The 21,100-nt window shown below is 32.6% G+C and carries 16 protein-coding genes; 5 read left to right on the top strand and 11 right to left on the bottom strand.

Features of this window, described 5'->3' with window-relative positions:
• Positions 1 to 29: 29 nt before the first annotated feature.
• The 5 genes from ACJ6WR_RS03750 to ACJ6WR_RS03730 form a co-directional block, all read right to left on the bottom strand.
• Positions 30 to 416: a RidA family protein gene (locus tag ACJ6WR_RS03750; protein WP_039111058.1), complete on the bottom strand. Its 387-nt coding sequence runs from the start codon at positions 414 to 416 to the stop codon at positions 30 to 32.
• A gap of 341 nt (positions 417 to 757) precedes the next feature.
• Entirely contained in the window at positions 758 to 1,675 is a 918-nt protein-coding gene (locus ACJ6WR_RS03745) for a phytanoyl-CoA dioxygenase family protein (protein ID WP_409417089.1), read from the bottom strand.
• 44 nt (positions 1,676 to 1,719) lie between these two features.
• Positions 1,720 to 2,232 carry a hypothetical protein gene (locus ACJ6WR_RS03740; protein ID WP_409417088.1) on the bottom strand — a complete coding sequence of 171 codons (513 nt, stop codon included), beginning with the start codon at positions 2,230 to 2,232 and terminating at the stop codon, positions 1,720 to 1,722.
• Positions 2,233 to 2,529: 297 nt separating this feature from the next.
• Complete coding sequence (locus tag ACJ6WR_RS03735; RefSeq protein ID WP_409417087.1) at positions 2,530 to 2,835, bottom strand: chaperone modulator CbpM; 306 nt, start codon at positions 2,833 to 2,835, stop codon at positions 2,530 to 2,532.
• A complete protein-coding gene (locus ACJ6WR_RS03730; protein ID WP_409417086.1) occupies positions 2,828 to 3,748 on the bottom strand; it encodes a DnaJ C-terminal domain-containing protein in 921 nt (306 codons plus the stop codon). The genes ACJ6WR_RS03735 and ACJ6WR_RS03730 overlap by 8 nt, the downstream gene beginning before the upstream one ends.
• Before the next feature lie 291 nt (positions 3,749 to 4,039).
• Here ACJ6WR_RS03730 and ACJ6WR_RS03725 point away from each other — a divergent pair, with 291 nt between their 5' ends.
• On the top strand, positions 4,040 to 4,753 hold the full coding sequence (locus ACJ6WR_RS03725; RefSeq protein WP_039111053.1) for a hypothetical protein: 714 nt from the start codon (positions 4,040 to 4,042) through the stop codon (positions 4,751 to 4,753).
• Positions 4,754 to 5,264: 511 nt separating this feature from the next.
• Here the strand turns inward: ACJ6WR_RS03725 and ACJ6WR_RS03720 are convergent.
• Entirely contained in the window at positions 5,265 to 6,353 is a 1,089-nt protein-coding gene (locus ACJ6WR_RS03720; protein ID WP_409417085.1) for a sialate O-acetylesterase, read from the bottom strand.
• 5 nt (positions 6,354 to 6,358) lie between these two features.
• Positions 6,359 to 7,549, bottom strand: a complete 1,191-nt coding sequence (locus ACJ6WR_RS03715) for a sialate O-acetylesterase (RefSeq protein WP_409417084.1) — start codon at positions 7,547 to 7,549, stop codon at positions 6,359 to 6,361.
• Positions 7,550 to 8,189: 640 nt separating this feature from the next.
• Here ACJ6WR_RS03715 and guaA point away from each other — a divergent pair.
• The 4 genes from guaA (at position 8,190) to ACJ6WR_RS03695 (ending at position 14,193) form a co-directional block, all read left to right on the top strand.
• The gene (gene guaA / locus ACJ6WR_RS03710; protein WP_039117766.1) at positions 8,190 to 9,719 is read left to right on the top strand and encodes a glutamine-hydrolyzing GMP synthase; all 1,530 of its coding nucleotides are present in this window, start codon (positions 8,190 to 8,192) and stop codon (positions 9,717 to 9,719) included.
• A gap of 62 nt (positions 9,720 to 9,781) precedes the next feature.
• Positions 9,782 to 11,704, top strand: coding sequence for a LysM peptidoglycan-binding domain-containing protein (locus tag ACJ6WR_RS03705; protein WP_039117767.1), 1,923 nt, complete (start codon positions 9,782 to 9,784; stop codon positions 11,702 to 11,704).
• A gap of 66 nt (positions 11,705 to 11,770) precedes the next feature.
• Positions 11,771 to 13,792, top strand: coding sequence for a LysM peptidoglycan-binding domain-containing protein (locus ACJ6WR_RS03700; RefSeq protein WP_409417083.1), 2,022 nt, complete (start codon positions 11,771 to 11,773; stop codon positions 13,790 to 13,792).
• Entirely contained in the window at positions 13,792 to 14,193 is a 402-nt protein-coding gene (locus ACJ6WR_RS03695; protein ID WP_409417082.1) for an OsmC family protein, read from the top strand. The genes ACJ6WR_RS03700 and ACJ6WR_RS03695 overlap by 1 nt, the downstream gene beginning before the upstream one ends.
• Before the next feature lie 74 nt (positions 14,194 to 14,267).
• On the opposite strand, the gene ACJ6WR_RS03690 is transcribed toward ACJ6WR_RS03695, so the two are convergent.
• From ACJ6WR_RS03690 to ACJ6WR_RS03675, 4 genes are all read right to left on the bottom strand, one after another.
• Positions 14,268 to 16,127 (bottom strand): glycoside hydrolase family 35 protein, encoded by a 1,860-nt coding sequence (locus ACJ6WR_RS03690; RefSeq protein ID WP_409417081.1) that lies wholly within the window; start codon positions 16,125 to 16,127, stop codon positions 14,268 to 14,270.
• Positions 16,128 to 16,520: 393 nt separating this feature from the next.
• Positions 16,521 to 17,900, bottom strand: a complete 1,380-nt coding sequence (locus tag ACJ6WR_RS03685) for a Gfo/Idh/MocA family protein (RefSeq protein WP_086895427.1) — start codon at positions 17,898 to 17,900, stop codon at positions 16,521 to 16,523.
• Positions 17,901 to 17,961: 61 nt separating this feature from the next.
• Positions 17,962 to 19,260: a DUF3472 domain-containing protein gene (locus tag ACJ6WR_RS03680; RefSeq protein ID WP_409417080.1), complete on the bottom strand. Its 1,299-nt coding sequence runs from the start codon at positions 19,258 to 19,260 to the stop codon at positions 17,962 to 17,964.
• 138 nt (positions 19,261 to 19,398) lie between these two features.
• Entirely contained in the window at positions 19,399 to 21,096 is a 1,698-nt protein-coding gene (locus ACJ6WR_RS03675) for a RagB/SusD family nutrient uptake outer membrane protein (protein WP_409417079.1), read from the bottom strand.
• Between the last annotated feature and the right edge of the window lie 4 nt (positions 21,097 to 21,100).

Genomic DNA, 21,100 nt, shown 5'->3' with positions numbered 1-21,100 from the left:
TTTGATTTTTATAATTTAATGATTGTTTGTTATTCTACAATTACAGCAGTAAATTCTATTTCTACCAAGTATTCAGGAGATACAAGTTTACTAATTTCGTAAAAACCAGTTGTTGGTTTTATATCTTTAAAAAACGCCGAATGGGCTCCAGCTACAGATTCAAAAGTCGAAATATCGGTGGTAAAAATTCGTGTTCTAATTACGTCTTTCATGCCGATTCCTAAATCTTCCAATACTTTTTCGACTCTTTCCAGTATGTTCAAAGTTTGTGCGTAAGCATCATCTGCTTTAACTTTGTCGCCATCAACAATTGCAACAGTTCCCGAAACTTCTACGATGTTACCAATGCGAACTGCGCGACAGTATCCCATTTTGTCCTCCCATGGTGATCCCGTCAAGATGTTTTCTCTTTTCATTATAAGGTTGTTTTGTGTGTTTTCGAACTGCTTTTTTGTGGTTTTAAAGAGCAATTCATAGTTAGATTAATATGCTGCAATTTATAAAAAATGCACAAGAAAATCTGTAAAACACCGCTAATAATTCCTTATAAATAATCAGTTTTTGTGATAAAATTTCAGGATTTGGGCGTGTCCCTACGGGTCGGGCTGTTCACGGCAAGTCCTCGCACTTCCTTCGTCAGGCTGTGGGCTTTCTGTTGCCATCCCTCACGCGAGATTGCGAATAAGAGAAACTTCTTAAACCAATTAAAGATTGTTTTTTAACACAAAAAAGAAAGTGTTTTATAGCATATTGTGACCTATATCCATTTTTCGTTGCTAGTATAATCATTAGGGAAATAAGTAAGATATTGTACCATTCTAGGAGATGTACCTCGGTTTGCAGATGCACAATGAGGCAATGTATTTTGCCAAATAATAAAGTCGCCTGCATTTGCAACAATTGGTACAGGTTGAGTTATTTTAAATATTTCCTCTCGAGGGTTTATATCAGACTCAAGGTTTTTTAACCAAGAATCAATTTTGTTATGAAATCCAGGAACACAATGAAAAGCACCATCTTGAGCGCCACAATCAGTTAGATAAAGTAGTCCTTGCAAGCCAAAACTAATAGGCAAACTTAAACTAACATCCCAATGAAGAGCGCCGCCTAAAAAAACAAATTTCTGAGTTTCTGGCGGATTAAAGCTTACTTTATCAATCGTTTTATATATATTGTTAGTTTTATAAAGCTGTTCATACGCTTTTTTTATACGAGGAGAAAGTCTATTTCTATTCAACGTTTCATGGTCAGAAAAATTAAGCATCAATCCTTTTTGATCTTGATGATTGTTATACCATGATTCCCTTTTATCAGGATCCATTTTTAAGAAATCCCAAATAGCAAGCTGTGTGGCTTCACAATCTTTTTTAGAAATAGCATTTTTTACAATAACATAACCGTTTTTATTCCAAAAAGCGAGATCATCATCAGATAGTACATTTTCAGTAAGGTCTTCAGGTTCTAAAGTTTTGTCTTTCTTATTTTTGTTAATCCAAATTTTAAAAGCTTCAAAATCGGGTTTCTCAAAATACAGATATTGTAAAGTATCTTCCATGCTAATTCCAAATTGGTAAAGCATTTCAATTTCTTTATCCCAAGTTATATTTTCATTAGTAGTAAACGTATTTGGGTTTAAAGTACGATTCCATAGATTTTCAAGAATATTCCAAGGCATAGTTTAAAATATAGATATGGTTTAAAATTAAGAAAATAAACAGATTACTGTATCATTTCATGTGGTAATTGGTCAAAATAGACTTGGAGTATAAAATCACCCACGACAATATCATTAACTAAAAGTAAGTGACCATTTGGGGTATTGTCCCACTTTATATTTGTCGAAATTTGGTGTGCACCACCTTTATGATTTTTAATACTAAGGTTGTCAATTTTTAATGATTTCCCGTCTTTATCGACTATTTCCTGTCCAGAAAAAAGTTTGTCGGCTCTGGTATATTTTCCATTCGGGAGTAAAAAAGGCAAATTAGAGTTACAAACTAAATAAGGAGTATCATTACGATCTAAAGTCATATATACCATTTTATTTGATTGATATTGATTACCTGCACTAAAAGAAATTTTTGCTTTAGATGATGATAATTTAATTTTTCCTCTGTATAGTTTTACTGATATTGCCGATACAGCATCTCCTTTTTCAAAATGATCTATTGGTTTTAAACCTCTGGGAATCGTAATTAAAGCTTTGGAAGTTGGAGTGAAATTGTTTTTCATAGTGCATTTTTTTTAGGAAGTTGTAGACTGTATTAAAAAAAATATGACTCAAAATTAATGTATTTAAAAATCTAGTCGTTACGTATAAATACCTGTTTTAAGAGTATAAAAAAACTAATTGAATGAATTCATTTATTTCTTGTCAGCGTAATTTGAAAATAAAAAGACTTCTTGCATTTAGTTAAGTTTCATAAAGAAAATCACTAAAAGCAAGAAGTCTTTTAGAATTAAGGGAATATTATTCCGAAGAATATATTCGTATAAGCAACATCATCATAATTAAGTATACTAATTAAATTATTCAACTTGATATTGTTCAAAAAGGCGAAGCTTATTTTGGGTTGCAGTAAGGTCTTTTTGTAATGCTTCTATTTTATTTAATAAATGAGCAATAGCATCAATACCTTCTAGATTAATTTTGAGATCATAATGCATTCGTATCATTTTTTCTATAGCTGGCAATTGTTCAGGTTGCAAATATTGTTCTTCTTCCAGAACAATAATTTCTACTAAACCATAATTATTTAGTTTAGCTATAAAGGTGTCTTCAATTTCATGATATATACAAAATTGCTTTATCTGGATTAAATTTTCACTATTCATGATTTCTTATTTTAGCTAATTCTTGGAATAATTCTTTTTCCTTTTCGGATAAATTTGTTGGAATTTTGATGGTATAAGTAATATACAAATCTCCAAACTGATTGTCTTTTTTATATACAGGAAAACCTTTCCCTTTTAGTTTAACTTTAGTTCCGGGTTGAGTTTCTGCAGGAACTTTAATTTTTACTTTTCCATCAAAAGTATTTACTAAAACTTCGCCTCCTAAAATTGCCGTGTATAAATCAAGATCAACATCGGCGTATAGATTATTTCCTTCTCTTTTAAAATCAGAATCGTTTGCAATTACAAACGTAATATACAAATCGCCATTTGGGCCACCATTTGCTCCAGGACCGCCATGACTGGGGATTTTTATAATTTGTCCGTTTTCTACCCCAGCAGGAATTGTAATTCTGATATTCTTACCGTTCACAGTCAGATTTTGTTTGTGAGTAGTATAGGCCGATGCCAGATCTAATTGTAATTCGGCATTAAAATCTTGTCCTCTGTATTTAGCCTGACCTCTGGAACTTCTTCCGCCAGAACCGTACATAGAATTGAAGAATTCAGAAAAATCACTTCCCGAAAAATCACCTCCGCCAAAACCAGAATAATCGGGATTACTTTGTTGTTGTCTGGAATATTGTTGCTGGTTAGGATCATATCCTGCTTTTTCAAACTCCTCAGCATGTTTCCAGTCTTTTCCGTATTTGTCGTATTTTTTACGATTCTCCGAATTGCTTAAAACTTCATTAGCTTCGTTTATTTCTTTGAATTTTTGCTCGGCTTCTTTATCATTCGGATTCAAATCAGGATGGTACTTTCTAGCCAGCTTTCTATACGCTTTCTTGATTTCGGCTTCAGTCGCAGATTTTGTGATTCCTAATGTTTTATAATAGTCTATATAATCCATTTTTATGAGGTTTTAATAATGGTAAATTAAAGCATTGAAGTTATGAATAAGTTATTAATTATCAAAATAGTACATTTTTTTATATTAAAAATTTGAAAGAAAAGTTTTAATATTATGTAATGTCAATTAAGTCTTTTATAATTTTTTGGCAGGTTTTTTGTATCTAAAAATTAGCCTAATATATTGTTATAAAACTCTTAAAGTTGTAGAGCCCATTTAAATTATGCTATTTTTGCGTATACTCTTGATTTTAAAAAAATCTAAAAATTGATTCCATAATATTATACCCGAATGAAACAGCTTTTATTTTTTATACTATTAATCACAACTGTTACAGCATCAGCTCAAGCAGAATTTAATACTAAGTTTAAACCAATTCCTCCAGCAAGTTTTGGTATTAAGCCTAAAAAAATACCGCCTGCGGGAACAATTCCGCCTGAAATACCTAGTATAAAAGCACCAAATGTTTTTAACAGCACAAGTATTGCACCCGTACAGTCACAATTAAACTCTACATATCAAATAGGTAAAAAGGATAGCTTTACAATGACACCTTCTGATGAATTTGCAAATCCTGGAGATCGATTCATACCAGGAATGGAAAAAGATTTGAATAAAACCCTAAAAGATCAAGGTTTAAAAGAAGGAAGAGGGACGTTGCTCAAACAGAATATTTCGTTTGGAGATTTTAAAACCAAAGCAAATTATTTTATTATCAGGCTTAGAGATTTCGGAGCAATTGATGGCGATTTGGTTAAAGTATCTTCTAATGATAAAGTTATACAATCGGAAATATTTTTGGATGTTAATTTTAAAGACATCAAAATCATTCTCGAAAAAGGATTTAATAAAATGGAATTCGAAGCACTAAATATTGGTACTTTAGGAGGTAATACTGCCGAAATCCAAATATTAGATGATCAAAAAAATGTGATTGTTCATGACTATTGGAATAATCTTGCTGCAGGTTTTAAAGCATCTGTAGTAGTTACTAAAGAGGAGTAGGTCTTTTAAAGGTTCAGAGGTGCAAAGGTTCTGAGGTTCTAAGGTTTCTCTTTTTGAGGTTCATTCTTTGAGGTTTAAAGGTTCTGAGGTTTTTTATAGAAACAGAAACATTCTTGTCTTTTGATGTGAGTGAAACTCATACCATATAAATCAAACCAATAGCTCTACAGCGTATTGTAAATACAAATAACATGTTATAAACATTGCCAACGGTTTCAACCGTTGGAGCACAATGCATTATCGCAAACCGTATTACACGGTTGAAACCATGAGCTATGATTAAAATAGGATAGAATTTAGTTTTTTAAAGGTACTGAGATACAAAGGTTCTAAGGTTTCTCTTTTTGAGGTTCAAAGTTACAAAGGCTCAGAGCTGCAAAGGTTTCTTTTAAGGTTTTGCTTTACTGTTTACCTTTATTATATAAAAATCCCTTATTCTGTTTAATCGTTAATTCAATTAAAACAAAATAAGGGATTTATAAAGTAAGAGTTAAGCTAATATATATTTAGCCTAGCGAAAGAATTTGTAATCGTGAGTAAGATTATACGAATCTATAATTTGTAATTTATATGGGCTGTCGCTTAAAGGCAATTTATCAACCTCTATAGAAAATTTGTTGCTAGTGAGATTATCTACTTCTAGTACTTTACTTCCAGTACTATCATACACAATTCCTGATTTTAAATTTTTATTGGCTGTAACATCAATTTTATCAACAGCAATAGTTTTTGTTGAGTCAATCTGATATTGGACTTCATGGTATCTATTAATCTTCAAACCTAATGCGATTTTTTGCATTTTAAGGAATTCATTATAATATCTTGCACCCATTTCTCTTTGTCCAGCAGCATCAAAATGAATATCATCAAAATTATTGTTAGGTTTAGAAATTACAGAAGGGAATTCAGAATCAGCATATCCTGTGTTCATAACTCTATCAGGAGTAGCTTTGATGATTTGCTGTTGTGTTCTTCTGTTGCTTGCTGCATTTACCCAATAAGGAACCATACCACCAAGTATAAATGGGACTTCCTGAATATCTTCCTGATGAATGTCGCTACGCATATCAGCAATCATTTGATCAAGCGTTGTTTGATATGGAGCCCACCCAACATTGGCTTCACCTTGATGCCAAAGTATAGCAGTTAATCTACTTCCGGGAATATTATCTAATAGGTAATTTACCCTTTCCATAGCATCTTTATATAAATTCTGGTTTTTTGTCCAGCTTGTAATACTACTTCCTGAATATCCGCAAGGAACAATTAAAACTTTTCTTTTTGAATTTTTTAAAATGTCATTTACATAAAGGTTAGAAAACGTAGTAGAAAAACTTACTCTGTCATTTGCTCTGGTCCAGAAATCTAGTGCTGGTTTTGCAGGTGCAATTCTATAGTTTAATCCATCTAATCTATAAATAGAATAAACTCTTGAGCTAACCGTATCGATAGCTTTGTTAAGTTGGTAACCATAGTGCGTATTAGATTGTCCAGCTACTAGGATTACATCATATCCTTCGCTTTGATCTAAATTTGTATTGTTTTGGGCAATTGAAAATTGGAAACAAAATAATATTAATAGTAATTTTATATATTTCATGTCGATTATTTTTTAATTATTTTTATTTGTTTAATCACATTGTCTTCAAGTGTTACTGATACAATATGAATTCCTGTTTGAAAATGATTTACTGCAATTACAACCTCATTTTGGTCATATTTGTTTTGAAAGACTACTTGCTGACTTTGATTAAAAATGGCTATATTTTTAATCTTTGACGTTGCCGATACAGTTAAGTTGTCAGTTGTAGGATTTGGATAAACCATTACATTTTCTGCTGTAATCTCAGGTTCAATCGATACCGTTTGTGCCTCAATTGCCGGTTCAATTAATACCGCTTGTTTCTCAACCGTTGGCTCAATTACTTTGGATGTACTTAATAATTGAGGTTTTGTATCATTATTAAGCATTCTTAAAAATTCCTTATAATATCTTGCTCCCATTTCTCTTTGTCCAGCTGCATCAAAATGAATATCATCAAAATTATTATTTGGCTTTGTAATTACAGTAGGAAACTCTGAATCAGCAAATCCAGTATTTAGAACTCTACTTGGTGTACTTTTTATAATTTCTTGCTGTGTTCTTCTGTTGCTTGCTGCATTTACCCAATATGGAACCATACCACCAAGTATAAAAGGAACATCCTGAATGTTTTTTTGATCAATGTCAGAACGCATATCTGCAATCATTTTATCAAGTGTTTTTTGATAATCTGCCCAACCTACGTTAGCCTCACCTTGATGCCAAAGTATAGCTGTTAACTTACTACCAGGAACATTCTTTAAAACATAGTTTACTCTTTGCATAGCATCATTATACAAGTTTTGGTTTTTTGTCCAGCTTGTAATACTGCTTCCCGAATAACCACAAGGAATAATTAGAACTCTTCTTTTTGAATTCTTTAAAATATCATTTACATAAAGATTAGAAAAAGTTGTAACAAACCCAACTCTGTCATTTGCTCTTGTCCAGAAATCTAGTGCTGGTTTAGCAGGTGCAATTCTGTAATCTAATCCGTCAAACCTATTAAGAGAGTATACTCTTGTGCTTACCGTATCAATAGCTTTGTTAAGTTGGTAACCATAATGAGTATTTGATTGACCCGCAACCAAAATCACATCATACGAAACATCATTAGCATTTATTGGATTTTTTTTGGTTTGTGCAACTGATGTTTTTAATCCTAAAAAGGTGAATAGGACCGAAAAGAGTAATAGCGTAATTTTATTTTTCATTGACTTGTTTTTTTAGTTTATCCTTAAAAAATAGATTTAATTTAAAGGACGTAATTAATATTCAATATTTTTTTTGTAAAAAAAGTATTATAATTTTTGCAAATGTAGAACATCTTTATGTAAATTTTTTCTTAATATTAAAATAATTTTTTTCTTTTGAGAGCAATTGAGATAGTTTTTATTCTGAAAAAAAATGATTTTAATATAGAAAATGTTTAATTGGTGTTCATTTATTAAGTTATTGATTATTAAAGAGTTATTTCGTTGCTCTTTTTGTAAAAATAATTTTCACAAAATTTAAGCTAATATTTAATTGTTTTGTAAGTTTTTAGCTTTTAAAAATTACATAAAGTACTGGTTTTTAGTTAGTAATGATTTTGTTTTGTGTGGTTTTTTTAAGTCAAACAGATAACTAATAATGAAGTTTTGTAATAAAATTTTCGGGTAAATTTGAAAATGAATAAAGGATGTATGCTAAGAATGGATAAAACCTTAAAATATAAACGTTCAAAATGATAAGACGTTATTGTAATGCTTTTGAAATCTCAGAACCTTTGTGGCTTTGAACCTTTGATTCTAATTTTGAAAAAAAAATCAGAATTCAATTTTTCAATTCGGAATATAAAAAGTATTTTTGCGCATGCAACACAACGTACTTATTTTAGATTTCGGATCGCAATATACTCAGCTTATTGCGCGTAGAGTTCGCGAATTAAATATATTCTGCGAAATCTTCCCTTACAATCATTTTCCGAGTGATTTATCAAGTTATAAAGCAGTAATTTTAGGAGGAAGCCCATTCTCTGTTCGCGCAGAAGATGCTCCACATCCTGATTTATCTCAAATTCGAGGTAAACTTCCAATGTTGGCAGTTTGTTACGGAGCACAATATCTAGCTCATTTTAGCGGCGGAAAAGTAGCTGCTTCAGATACTAGAGAATATGGTAGAGCCAATTTGACTTATATTAAAGAAGACGAAGTTTTCTTTGAAGGTGTTTCTGAAAACAGTCAAGTTTGGATGAGTCATAGTGATAGTATTAAAGCTTTACCTACAAATGGAGTAAAATTAGCAAGTACTCATGACGTAGAATTTGCTGCTTACAAAATTGAAGGTGAAACTACTTATGGTATTCAATATCACCCAGAAGTTTTCCATTCTACAGATGGATCAAAAATGCTAGAAAACTTTTTAGTAAAAATTGCTGAAGTTCCTCAAAACTTTACACCAAATGCTTTTGTTGAAGAAATGGTGGGAGAATTAAAAGAGAAACTAGGTAATGATAAAGTAGTTTTAGGATTATCTGGAGGAGTAGATTCGACAGTAGCAGCTGTATTATTGCATCAAGCTATTGGTAAGAACCTATATTGTATTTTTGTAAATAACGGTTTACTTCGTAAAAACGAATTCCAAAATGTATTAGATCAATACAAAGGAATGGGATTAAACGTAAAAGGAGTAGATGCTGGTGATCGTTTCTTGTCTCAATTAGCAGGAATTAGTGATCCAGAAACCAAACGTAAAACTATTGGTCGTGTATTCATCGAAGTTTTTGATGATGAATCGCACCTTATAGAAGATGTAAAATGGTTGGCACAAGGAACAATTTATCCTGATGTTATCGAGTCGGTTTCTGTAAAAGGACCTTCGGCAACTATTAAGTCACACCATAATGTAGGTGGATTACCAGATTACATGAAACTGAAAATTGTAGAACCATTACGTATGCTTTTTAAAGATGAAGTACGTAGAGTAGGTGCTACTTTAGGAATAGATCCAGAGTTATTAGGAAGACATCCTTTTCCAGGACCTGGATTATCAATTAGAATTCTTGGAGATATTACTCCAGAAAAAGTACAAATTTTGCAAGATGTTGATGCCGTATTTATCGACGGATTAAAATCTTGGGGATTATATGATAAAGTTTGGCAAGCAGGAGCAATTTTACTTCCTGTAAATAGTGTTGGTGTTATGGGCGATGAGCGTACTTATGAAAAAGTAGTAGCGCTTAGAGCTGTAGAATCTACCGATGGTATGACTGCTGACTGGGTACATTTACCGTATGATTTCTTAATGAAAGTTTCTAACGACATTATAAATAAAGTAAAAGGCGTGAATCGTGTAGTTTACGATATCAGCTCAAAACCACCTGCAACAATTGAGTGGGAATAGTATTTTTTTTCAAATTAAGGCATTACATTTGTAATGCCTTAATTTTTTCAAACCTACTATTTATGAGAGAACTTTTAACGATTTCTCTTGTCTTTATTTTGTCTTTTAACAAAATAACTGCGCAAGAATCAATTATTGAACACAAAATCCAAAAAGGAGAAACTGCTTATTTCATTGCCCAGAAGTATAAAGTTTCCTTAGACGAGATTTACAGATTAAATCCCGAATCGCAAAGTGGATTAAAGGATAGTCAGATTATCCGAATTCCAGTACATTCTCCAGTCAAGGAGAAAGAAACCAAACAACTTACGCACACAGTTGCTGCCAAAGAAACTTTGTTTGGATTATCAAAACAATACAATGTGAGTGTTGAAGCCATTCAAAATGCAAATGCTTCGATTCTTGCTGATGGATTAAAAATTGGTCAGGAACTTATTATTCCACAAGATGCCGCCAGTATAATTAAGATTGCATCTGCAAGTAATGTTACTTCATCAAAAGTGACGCATGAGGTTTTGGCCAAAGAATCGTTATTTAGTATTGCCAGACAATACAATGTTTCGGTTCAGGATTTAGAAACCTTAAATAAAGAAACTTTATTAAATGGTTTGCAAATAGGACAAACTATTGCAATCCCTAATAAAAGAAAAACACTCGATGGTCGTGTTCGTGTTATCAACGGAGAAACTATTTTTCATGTTGTAGCACCAAAAGAGACAAAATATTCGATTGCTAAAAAATACGGAATTACAATTGATCAGCTTGAAGCTCAAAATCCCGAAATTGTAAACGGACTAGTTGAAGGAAATAAACTAGCCATCAATACCAAAGAAATTACGCCTACCAACGACAATGAAGAATTGATGCTTGCATTGGCAGAGAAACAAGTTGTAGTCGAAAAAACGAAAGCCAAGACAATTGAATTAGAAGATTTAAAAGATAGACTTGTTGTTCAGAAAGAGATGAACGAGAAGGTTATTAAAATTAATGACCTTAATGTTGATCTTAAGGGAATGGATGGTTTAAAAGGAAATTCGGTAGAAAAACTAAGATTAGTTCTGGAAGCGAATAAAAATGTTCAGGAAGTTTTAATGTCAAAATTAGATTCATTAGTTGTTAGTATGACAGATGATTTATATGACTTAAAAAAGATGGATGTGTTGAATATGAAAGAATCTAAACGTTTAGAAAAACTTTCGTACGAGGGTATTGCTAAAACTAATGAGCTTTCTTCTCAACTTAAAAAAGAATTAGCCGAGAACAGAAAATCGTATGCGGGATTGATGAATAAAGTAGAGCGAATTGCTGTAGAAGAAAATCAAGAGTATAAGAGAAAGGTTCGTGAAAACACAAAGAATAAAACTGGCGAAACTCTTTTGCAAAGTCTTTCTTTAGAAAAAATCAAATATTATAAAATTGATCAGGAGAAAAATGATGCTCAGAATCAGAAATTGATTGCCAAAATTGATTCATTAGATACTCAGAAAAAAATTGAGGTAAAGCGACATATTAGTAAAGCATCATTTTATGGATCTGAGGCCAGAGCATTTGATGATAAAGTAGCTTTGGTTAAATTAAAAAGATACCAAGATAATGCAATTCAGAATCAGGGAAATACTGAAACTTCAATTGTAGCGTTATCATTAGACGAAATAAAACAGAAAATAAAAGAAGATCCTCTTTATACTAATAAAGATGTTAAAGTTGAATTTTTTGATAACCTGAAAGCAGTTCCCAATGGATATTACTTGGTTTTAGGTATATTTACAGACGCTACGCCAAGGGATCAATTTATTATGAAACTAATAGATTCGGGGGATTTTAATGCTAGTTTTTTCTATAATGTAAACAGTCAGTCGTATTATGTTTATGCTGAGAGTTTTGAAAACATAGAAGAAGCTTTGTATAAATACAAACAAAAAGAAAATTCACCGCTTTATAAAAATTGGAGTATCGCTAAATTAGAATTATACATTAGCAAATAATTAACAAGCTTGTGGAATCTTGTTTTATACAGAAATACTATCTTGTTTAAAATTTTTTATCTTATTATGAAATACATTTCAATACTAATTACAACTGCTTTTTTGATGTCTTATTCTGTTTTCCCACAGGATAAAATTAGTAAACACACGGTTACCAAAGGAGAAACAATTAACCAAATTGCCCAAAAGTACAAAGTAACACCTTATGATATTTATAAGCTTAACCCAGATGCACAAAGTGGATTAAAGTTGGATAGTGTTTTGTTGATTCCGAATAATTCAGGAAAAACAACAAGTTCAGATAAATCTACAGCAACCGTTACTCCTAAAAAAGCAAACGGAGCAACTACGCATGAAGTAGTTGCTAAAGAAACGCTTTTTGGTATTGAAAAAAAGTATAATGTTTCGGATGAAGCTTTGAAAAAAGCAAATCCATTTCTTGAAAAAGATGGTTTACAAATAGGACAGACGCTTACTATTCCTTCAGGAAATGGTTCTAAAGCGGCCTCAAAAGATTCTAAGATACCTGCTACAAAATTAGTTCCTGCTAAGCAACAAGATAAATATGTTTACCATGATGTTTTGGCAAAAGAAACTAAATATTCGATTGCAAAAGAATACGGTATTACAATAGAAGAATTAGAGAAACGTAATCCAGAAGTGGTGCCGAGTTTGCCAGTAGGATACCGTTTAACAATAAAAGGAACAGCTCCAAAAACTGTTGCAACAACGACTACTCCGGTTAAAAACGAAGTAAAAACTCCTGTAATCGAAACTACCAAAAAAGTATCGTATGCAGATTATCAGGTAAAACCAAAAGAGACATTATATAGTTTGTCTAAAACATTTGGTGTGTCGCAAGATGAGTTACTTAAATTAAATCCAACTTTATCTGGAGGAGTTCAGGAAGGAATGATTTTAAAAGTTCCTGCAGGAATTATGCCTCCACCAGAAATTAAATCTGAGACAAGACCAGAAATTAAAGAAGAAGCAAAAGAGATAGTTACTCTGACTAAAAAGAGAAGTAATGACCGTAAAAAGATAGCGTTATTATTACCTTTTAATTTATCTAAAATTCAAAGTGATACTACCAGTGCTGCTACTCGTTTGAAAAAAGATAAATTCTTGAATATGACTTTAGATTTTTATTCTGGAGCATTAATGGCAATAGATTCTGCTAAAGTTCTTGGACTACCAATAGATGTTTCGATTTTTGATTCTCAGGAAACCAAAAACGGATCAAATGTAGCGGCTATTATACAAAACAACAGATTGCAAGAAGCTGATGCTGTTATCGGACCATTTTATCAAAGTAATGCAGAAGCAACTGCTAAGTTATTAGGAGAAAATAAAGTTCCTGTAATTTCGCCGTTGTCTAAAGATCAAGGAAATTCATTTGATAATTTATATCAAACAATCCCATCTAATGATATTCTAAAAAATACAATGTTTGATTACATGCGTTCTAAAGGAGGTAATATAGTTGCAGTTGTTGATAAGAAAAAAGAATCAATAAGACAGTATATTCAGCAAAATCAGAAAGGTGTAATTTTTGCACCAGTTACCGAAGCAGGAGATTTTAATCCGGCAGGTTTAAAAATTCAGTTTGTACCTAACAGAATGAATTATGTTGTAATGGAAACAGGAAATACAGCTATGATTAATGCTACGATTAAAGTTATGTTGAGTTCTATGTCATCATATCAGGTACAGTTGGTGATTTTAGAACCAAACAGTACATTAGATACAGATGAAGTTAGTTTTGAAAGTTTAACTAAATTGAAATTAATGTACCCATCGGTAACACGTGAAAACGAATCTTCGGGAGCACTTATTTTTGAAAAAGAGTATAGAAACAAAAATAAGATCAATCCAAATACGTATGCTACGAGAGGTTTTGATGTAACTTTTGATACTATGATGCGATTATCACAAGGAAAAACGTATGAAGAAACTGCAAGTGAAATTGCAACAGAACAAGTAGATAATAAATTTCAGTTTTATAAAAAAGAAGATGGAGGATTTGCTAATAAAGGCGTTTACATCTTATATTATGATAGTGATTTAACAATTAAAGAAGCAAACTAATGACATCAAAAGTAACCTATTTAGGGGATTTAAGAACTAAATCAGTACACGTGCAATCAGGAAATGAAATCATATCTGATGCACCTATAGATAACAACGGAAAAGGGGAAGCTTTTTCTCCAACCGATACTGTTGCTAATGCTTTGGCAAGTTGTATGATGACTATTATGGGAATTAAAGCCCGTGATTTAAATGTAGATTTCATTGGTTCAACTGCCGAAGTAACTAAGATTATGAATGCTGAACCAAGAAGAATTGGAGCAATAGAAATTGTTTTTGATATGCAAGGTGTTGCAGATGAGAAAAATAGAACAATTCTGGAACGTGCAGGAATGACTTGTCCAGTTTTCCTAAGTTTGAATGCTGATATCGAAAAGAGAATTACTTTTAACTGGAAGTAATTTTGTTTTACACATATTTAAAAAGCCATCAAGGAATAATTCTTTGATGGCTTTTTTGTGTTTACTAAATGATTCTATAATCCTTTTTCAGGTCTTAAATCTTGAAGAATAGGAGTAGGGATAGTTTTTACTTCCTTTTGAATGGTTTCATTTTTTTGCTCAAAAATAACGATGTTGTTTTTTCCTTTTTTTAGCCAACATCCCGGTAAGTAAAGTGTTTGTTGTGGACCAACACTCCAATAACGACCAATGTTTATTCCGTTTACAAATACAATTCCTTTGCCCCAATCACGCATATCCAGAAATGCATCTCCAGTTTTGCTAAGGCTAAAAGTACCTTGGTATAAAGTTGGTCGATTTACTTTTGCAGAATTTTTATAAGCGGTTAAATCTGGTTCGGTTGTCATTGGTAATTTATACATTTCCCAATCGCCTGTAATTGTTTCTCCATTGATAATAACAGGACTTATGATTCCTTTATTATTGGCATTGATTTGTGAACCGTAATTAATGCGTCCCATGTTTTCGACAACAATATCTAATGTGGCATTAAATGGAATTTCTATTTCGCAATCGTATTTTTTGTAATAACGATTTAACTCCGCTACTTTTTTTCCATTTACATATACTATTGCATAATCGCGTAATCCATTCAATTCTAATTTCCCACTAATAGGTTGAGTAAATTTTTTGCTATACCAAACATAACCATCGCCTTGATTTAATTGTTCAAATGTTTGTGGATTATCTTCGATTACAGGAGAGATTTTAGATTTTAAATCGGCTAAATCTACTGCTTTTGTCAGCTTTATATTCGGAATAGTGATTACTGGTATTTGGTCAGGAATAGCTGGAGTTTCATTTGTTTTTAATAATTCTCTTAAAGCATTATATTTTGGAGTTGCCCAACCTGCTTCACTAATCGGGGCATCATAATCATACGATGTCATATCGGGTTGAATATCGTGTTCTTTATCATAATTAGCGCCCGAAGTAAAACCGAAGTTTGTTCCTCCGTGTACCATATAATAATTAAATGAAACCTGATTGTCCAGATATTTTTTTGTTTGACGAACAGTTTGTTCTGGTTTTTGAGTGGGGAATGGTTCTGCCCAATGATCTAACCAACCAGGGTAAAACTCAGCTACCATATAAGGACCTTGATTATTATTAAATTGATTCACGACTGCTTTTAGTTTAGCGATATCACTTTCACCATTTGCAGTGGGTAATGCACCTGGTAAAGCACCTCCTTCAAACAACCAACTTCCATCAGAGGTAAAGAAAGGAACTTCAAAACCAATATCTTTTAATTGCTGAAATACGGCTGCGCTATATTTTTTATGTTCTTCGAGAGGAACATCTTTGCGTTGAGCAACATAAGAACCAAATTCGTTCTCTCCTTGCACCATGATTATTGGACCGCCTTTGGTAATTTGTAAATCCTTAACCTGATTATACAATTCGGTAAAATAGGCTTTGGTCGCAGCCAAATATGCTGTATTGTAACCACGAATTACCATATTAGGAACATTCTGCAAGAACCACGGATAACCTCCAAATTCCCATTCGGCACAAACATAAGGACCTGGGCGTAGGATTACGAACAAACCCTCTTCTTGAGCTATTTTTATATATTCGGCTAAGTTTTTATTTCCTGTTTTAAAATCCCAAACTCCGGGAGCTATTTCATGATAGTTCCAGAATACATAGGTAGCAACGGCATTTAATCCCATTGATTTCATCATTTTTAAACGATGACGCCAATACGGTTGAGGAATACGAGAGTAATGCATCTCTCCAGAATGTATCTGGATTGGTTTATCATTTAATAAAAAGTTCCCATCGCTTATGGCAAAAGTTTGTTTTTGCTGTGCTACTAGTGGGGAGAGTATAAAGAAAGAAAACAGAAGGGTTAAATAAACTTTTTTCATTTTTAATTTGAATTAAAGATTATAATTTATTGTGTTTTTGGGTTTATAGAGGTTGGTTATTAATTATGTCACCCTGAGGCGAAGTGCTATATTGAGTTTCAATAGCGCTTAGTTGGGAACGCGGATGACACAGATTTACTCCGTAAAGACACGGATAAAAACAGATTTTTTTAAATTAAGGATAAGAAAAAATCCGTTTTTATCTGCGTTTTCGTCTTTGACGAACCCGTATTATCCGCGTTCCTGACTAAGCTTGATATTGATTAAGTTTATCTAGAGCAAAGTTGAATGAAATTAGTTTGACATTTTGCCTAAGCAAATGATTATAACAAAAAGAGGGCACTTTATAATGGTGCCCTCTTGATGCAATTTAACTAACTTCAAAATTTTATTTTATTTAGAAAATTCTAAACCTTTTAATTTATTCCAACCTCCACGTGTAAAATCTGGGATTTCTACTGGAGAAGAATTGTTGTCAAGAGAAATTTCTGTTAATGGACCTAAACAAGACCATTCTGCAAGATCATATACATCCATATCAAGAGGTAATCCATTTTGTAAGCAGTGAATCAAACGGTAATCCATGATGAAATCCATTCCACCGTGTCCACCAACTTGTTTTGCTTTTTCTTCGATTCCAACTACAATTGGGTGTTTGTATTTTTCCATTAATGCTTTTTTCACATCTTCTGGCATGAATTTGTGTGCACTTAAGTTTTCGTGATCTGGTTTAATATCTGAGCTAATAGATTTAGAATCTAATGCATAACCTTCTACAGGATATTTATTAGCAAATCCTTTAGTTCCGCTTAATTGGTACATACGGCTATACGGACGTGGAGATGTTACATCATGCTGGATTTGGATAGTTTTTCCATTTTCAGTACGAATCATTGTCATAGTATGATCTCCGTTTCTAAAATCTTTAATATCGATTCCAGATTTTTCTTTGATGTAAGCAGGGTTTCCAACTGCTTTTGTGTCCATAGAAACTAAATAGTTCATTTTGTCACCACGGTGGATATTTAATGCTTGACAAGCTGGCCCCATACCATGTGTAGCATAAATATCACCACGGTGTTTTATATTGTAATCCATACGCCAGTTATTCCAGTACTCTCCCCAAAATGGTTGAAGACCGTGAATGTAAGATCCTTCTGCATGAAGAATTTCTCCAAATAAACCTTGTTGAGCCATGTTTAATGTAGTAAGCTCGAAGAAATCATACACGCAGTTTTCTAATTGCATACAGTGTTTACGAGTTTTTTCGGAAGTATCGATAAGATCCCAAATTTCTTTCATTGTCATTGCACCAGGAACTTCGATAGCTACGTTTTTGCCATCTTTCATAGCTTGAACCCCTATAATAGCGTGGTGTTTCCAGTCGGTAGCGATATAAACTAAATCTACGTTTGGAAGCGCAGTTACTTGTCTCCAAATGTTCTCATCACCATAGAATTCTTTTGCTTTAGGAAGACCTTGTTTAGTAAGGATTTCATTTGCTGATTTGGTATTTTTTTCAAGCATATCACAAAGTGCTACAATCTCTACACCTGGAATATGTGTCATACGTTCTACTGCACCTGGACCACGCATTCCTAAACCAATAAAGGCTACACGAACTGTTGGGATTGGAGCAAGTGCCAAACGTAATACATCCTTTTGTCCTTTGGCACGCGCAGGAGTAGGTGTCTTAATCATTTGAGCTGAAGAAGTAGCATATCCTAAAAAGAAGCAGGATATCAGAATAAATTTAAAGATACTAGTTTTCATGTTGAATTAATTTTAATTTAAAATTGTGGGCAATCTATTTTGGGATTGTCTTACTGTTTTTTTATGGCAAAGTACTAAAATTTATACTTGGCTTATTATGCTTTAATGGTTTTGTAAATTTAGTTTTGGCTTTAGTGTATTTGTTAAAGAAACCTCCGTCTTTTAAAAAGAAGTATCCTTTTTCGACTCCACCAGAATAATCCATTCTATATCCTTTTCTTCCAGTATTATCTACTGTAAAAATAGCCGAATCTATTTCTGTCCAAACTCCCTTATCATCGCAATACCATTGATTGTTAAACAAAACTTTGCGAGATTTATTTCCTTGTTGTGGTACGAAATTCTCTAAGAAAGAATGAAATCTTTTTAAATAAGTATTGGTTTGCGGACGGTTAAAACTTGCTATTAACATCCATTTGTTTGTTTCTGGTGCATAAAAATAGGCAGTGTACGTGGTTGAGTTATCATTTTGAGGAACTCCGTTAAGCAAGAATTTATATGTTTTGCCAGCTTTCCAGTTGTATCTTAAATAACTTTGCCCACCAGAACCTTCGTTTCCGAATTCACCAGTTTGTACATTTTCTCCTTTTTTCAGCATTTTAATTTTATGCGATTCAGGAATACTTTTTGGATCATCTGTAACAAAAGGGCTCCAAACAGAAAACAATACGCGGCGCTCTGTTTCAGAATTTACCTGAATTCCAAAATAGCCTTCGCCAAAACCGTTTGCCATATAATAAGAACCTATTTTGTCCTCATTTACAGGAACGGTGATTTCGTTATAATACCATTGAACATTTACTTTTTCGGGTACTTCGTAATTTAAATGTACCGAAGGACCTCTTCGTCCCCAGTGAAAAAAGTTGTCATCATTATTAGGTACAAAAGCCGTTTTTCCTTGGAGTGCTGACCCACTAATGATTAATTTAGAAATAGAAGGGAAATTGTTTTGTGTTTTACTAATCCCTTTTATTTTTAAAGCAACATATCCTGTATCAATAATTTTCCATTCGTTTATTATAATTGGTCTTTTGTTACTTTCGTCAAATTCGATTTTTTTCAATTCTTTGTTAATACCAAATTCTAATGTAGATTTTCCTTGAACATTTACAAATTCATCTGTTGAGATTCTAACTAATCCTGGAGTTGAAACTCTAAAATAAACTGTGAAATATTCTTTAGGATCTGTCCAGTTTTCTATTCCGTTATCGGTTATAGTATTATTACTTTCAAGATTGTAGGAACTAAAAGCATTTCCGCCAAGAGGTAAATGGATTTCGTTTTTAGAATCTTGTGCCAATACATTTGTACTTATAAGTAACAATGTAAGGAAAGAGAAAATAATTTTGTAATATTTCATTTAGCCTGATTTTAGCTATTGTTGTTTTTGCATTTAACTTCTCTAGAATCCCCCTTATTTATATAAGAGGGAAATTCTAAAGAGAGCCTTATTTACTAACTAACCATTAAACTCAAAATTAGTTTTTCAAAATCTTTATTAAGGATTTTGAGTTAAAGTTCCAGGATAAGCATTTATTTCCGATTGCGGAATGTATTGTACTACTCTTGGACTTGTTGCCGGATAATCTACCATTGGTGTATGAGGACCAGGGTAATGACGTGTCATTGTTTGTCCGTTTCTATAAACGTCATATCCACGTTGTGCTTCAAAAGCTAGTTCCAGTTGGCGTTCTTCATCAATAAGTTGTACAGCATTTGTACTAGTTAAAGAAGTATATCCACCACCTACAATTGATCTTTCTCTAACAATATTTAAATTCTTAAGAGCATTCTGATAATCTGATTTTTTAGCATAAGCTTCGGCCATATTCAAATACATTTCGGCTAATCTTGAAATAATAGGCGAGTGTAGGTGAGAGCTATTGTCTTGCAAAGAACATTTTGTAACGTAGTACATAGGATATACACGATTTAATAACATCATGTAATCTTTTTCTCCTACATAGGTTTTACCAGCGTAATTTATTGAATAACTATTTTCGGCAGCATTTACTACAGTAAGATTGTAATCTGTATTTGCTATAGTAATATAGTATGAACCGCTAGAATTAGTTTTAAGAGGTTGTTGTACATAGTTATAACCAGTTTGTACTCCACTAGCATTAAAAGCATCTGTTATAAAACGGAAAGCTTCTGTTTTATTGTTAGCAGCATCCAATGCATATTGTGGATCGATAAAAGCCCATCTTGCATCTTTCTTTAAACCAGATTTACGTAATAAATCTAAGTATTTTGCACTAGCGTACATTTCTCCCCAACCTTGTCCTTGAATATTAGCATACATACCACCAATACCATAATAATGATCAAAACCAGAGTACTCTGAAGCCACACGTTTAACAGCAAAAATAGTTTCTGTTTGTCCGCTTGCATCTGGTGCAAAAGTGTTGTATTTCATAAAATCGGCTCTGCTAAGCATATTATAACGACCGCTAGAAATTACTTTGTTAGCATACTCAATAGATAAATCAGCGTATTGTTGATTTGGTGTTTCATAAGTTCCGCTCATGTATAAATATACTCTAGAAAGCATTGCCTGAGCAGCTTCTTTAGTTGCGTAAGTAGCAGTTCTGCTTTCATTCATTAAGGCTTCCCCTTTTTTAAGATCGCTAATTGCTTGCTCGTAAGATGCTTTTACTGTAGCTCTATCCGGAAGATTGATGTTGGCAATATCCTCCGGTAATCCGTTAACAATTGGTACACCCAAATTAGTTTCTGGAGATTGTGCATAAGGTCTGCCGTATGTTTTAACTAAATAGAAATAAACCATTCCTCTTAGGTAATAAGCTTCTCCTAATTGCTGATCCATTTTAGGGCTTTCTCCTTCAGAAATCATTTTCATTAAGTCACTAGATTGTGAGATAACTTTATAACTATTATTCCAGAAAGTAGATAGTCTATCATTAACTGGACTATGCTGATAAGAAATAAAAGTATAGAATGCATCAGTAGAAGTTCCTCTAATCATGATGTTGTCTCCAGGATATTCACCAACACGGTGCATTACATCTGACCAACCTTTAAGTTGTGCATAACATCCGTTAAGAAGTACTTCGACAGCAGCTTCTTTATCCTGCATAATTTTATCTTTTGTATATGAGCCAAATGGTTCTCGCTCCAGCTCACATGAAGATAGAAAACTAAGGGTAATAAATAATATGAATATTTTTTTCATGGTT

The organism is Flavobacterium sp. PS2 (genome assembly GCF_046250155.1).
Classification (GTDB): Bacteria; Bacteroidota; Bacteroidia; order Flavobacteriales; family Flavobacteriaceae; genus Flavobacterium.
Note: the sequence above shows the minus strand (reverse complement) of the source record. Positions and strands in the feature narration are given on the sequence as shown.

Coding starts and splice junctions, on each gene's coding strand:
- ACJ6WR_RS03720 (WP_409417085.1), bottom strand. CDS start 6,353: ATGAAATATATAAAATTACTATTAATATTATTTTGTTTCCAATTTTCA.
- ACJ6WR_RS03680 (WP_409417080.1), bottom strand. CDS start 19,260: ATGAAATATTACAAAATTATTTTCTCTTTCCTTACATTGTTACTTATA.
- ACJ6WR_RS03735 (WP_409417087.1), bottom strand. CDS start 2,835: ATGAATAGTGAAAATTTAATCCAGATAAAGCAATTTTGTATATATCAT.
- ACJ6WR_RS03675 (WP_409417079.1), bottom strand. CDS start 21,096: ATGAAAAAAATATTCATATTATTTATTACCCTTAGTTTTCTATCTTCA.
- ACJ6WR_RS03745 (WP_409417089.1), bottom strand. CDS start 1,675: ATGCCTTGGAATATTCTTGAAAATCTATGGAATCGTACTTTAAACCCA.
- ACJ6WR_RS03715 (WP_409417084.1), bottom strand. CDS start 7,549: ATGAAAAATAAAATTACGCTATTACTCTTTTCGGTCCTATTCACCTTT.
- ACJ6WR_RS03695 (WP_409417082.1), top strand. CDS start 13,792: ATGACATCAAAAGTAACCTATTTAGGGGATTTAAGAACTAAATCAGTA.
- ACJ6WR_RS03690 (WP_409417081.1), bottom strand. CDS start 16,127: ATGAAAAAAGTTTATTTAACCCTTCTGTTTTCTTTCTTTATACTCTCC.
- ACJ6WR_RS03740 (WP_409417088.1), bottom strand. CDS start 2,232: ATGAAAAACAATTTCACTCCAACTTCCAAAGCTTTAATTACGATTCCC.
- guaA (WP_039117766.1), top strand. CDS start 8,190: ATGCAACACAACGTACTTATTTTAGATTTCGGATCGCAATATACTCAG.
- ACJ6WR_RS03730 (WP_409417086.1), bottom strand. CDS start 3,748: ATGGATTATATAGACTATTATAAAACATTAGGAATCACAAAATCTGCG.
- ACJ6WR_RS03750 (WP_039111058.1), bottom strand. CDS start 416: ATGAAAAGAGAAAACATCTTGACGGGATCACCATGGGAGGACAAAATG.
- ACJ6WR_RS03725 (WP_039111053.1), top strand. CDS start 4,040: ATGAAACAGCTTTTATTTTTTATACTATTAATCACAACTGTTACAGCA.
- ACJ6WR_RS03685 (WP_086895427.1), bottom strand. CDS start 17,900: ATGAAAACTAGTATCTTTAAATTTATTCTGATATCCTGCTTCTTTTTA.
- ACJ6WR_RS03705 (WP_039117767.1), top strand. CDS start 9,782: ATGAGAGAACTTTTAACGATTTCTCTTGTCTTTATTTTGTCTTTTAAC.
- ACJ6WR_RS03700 (WP_409417083.1), top strand. CDS start 11,771: ATGAAATACATTTCAATACTAATTACAACTGCTTTTTTGATGTCTTAT.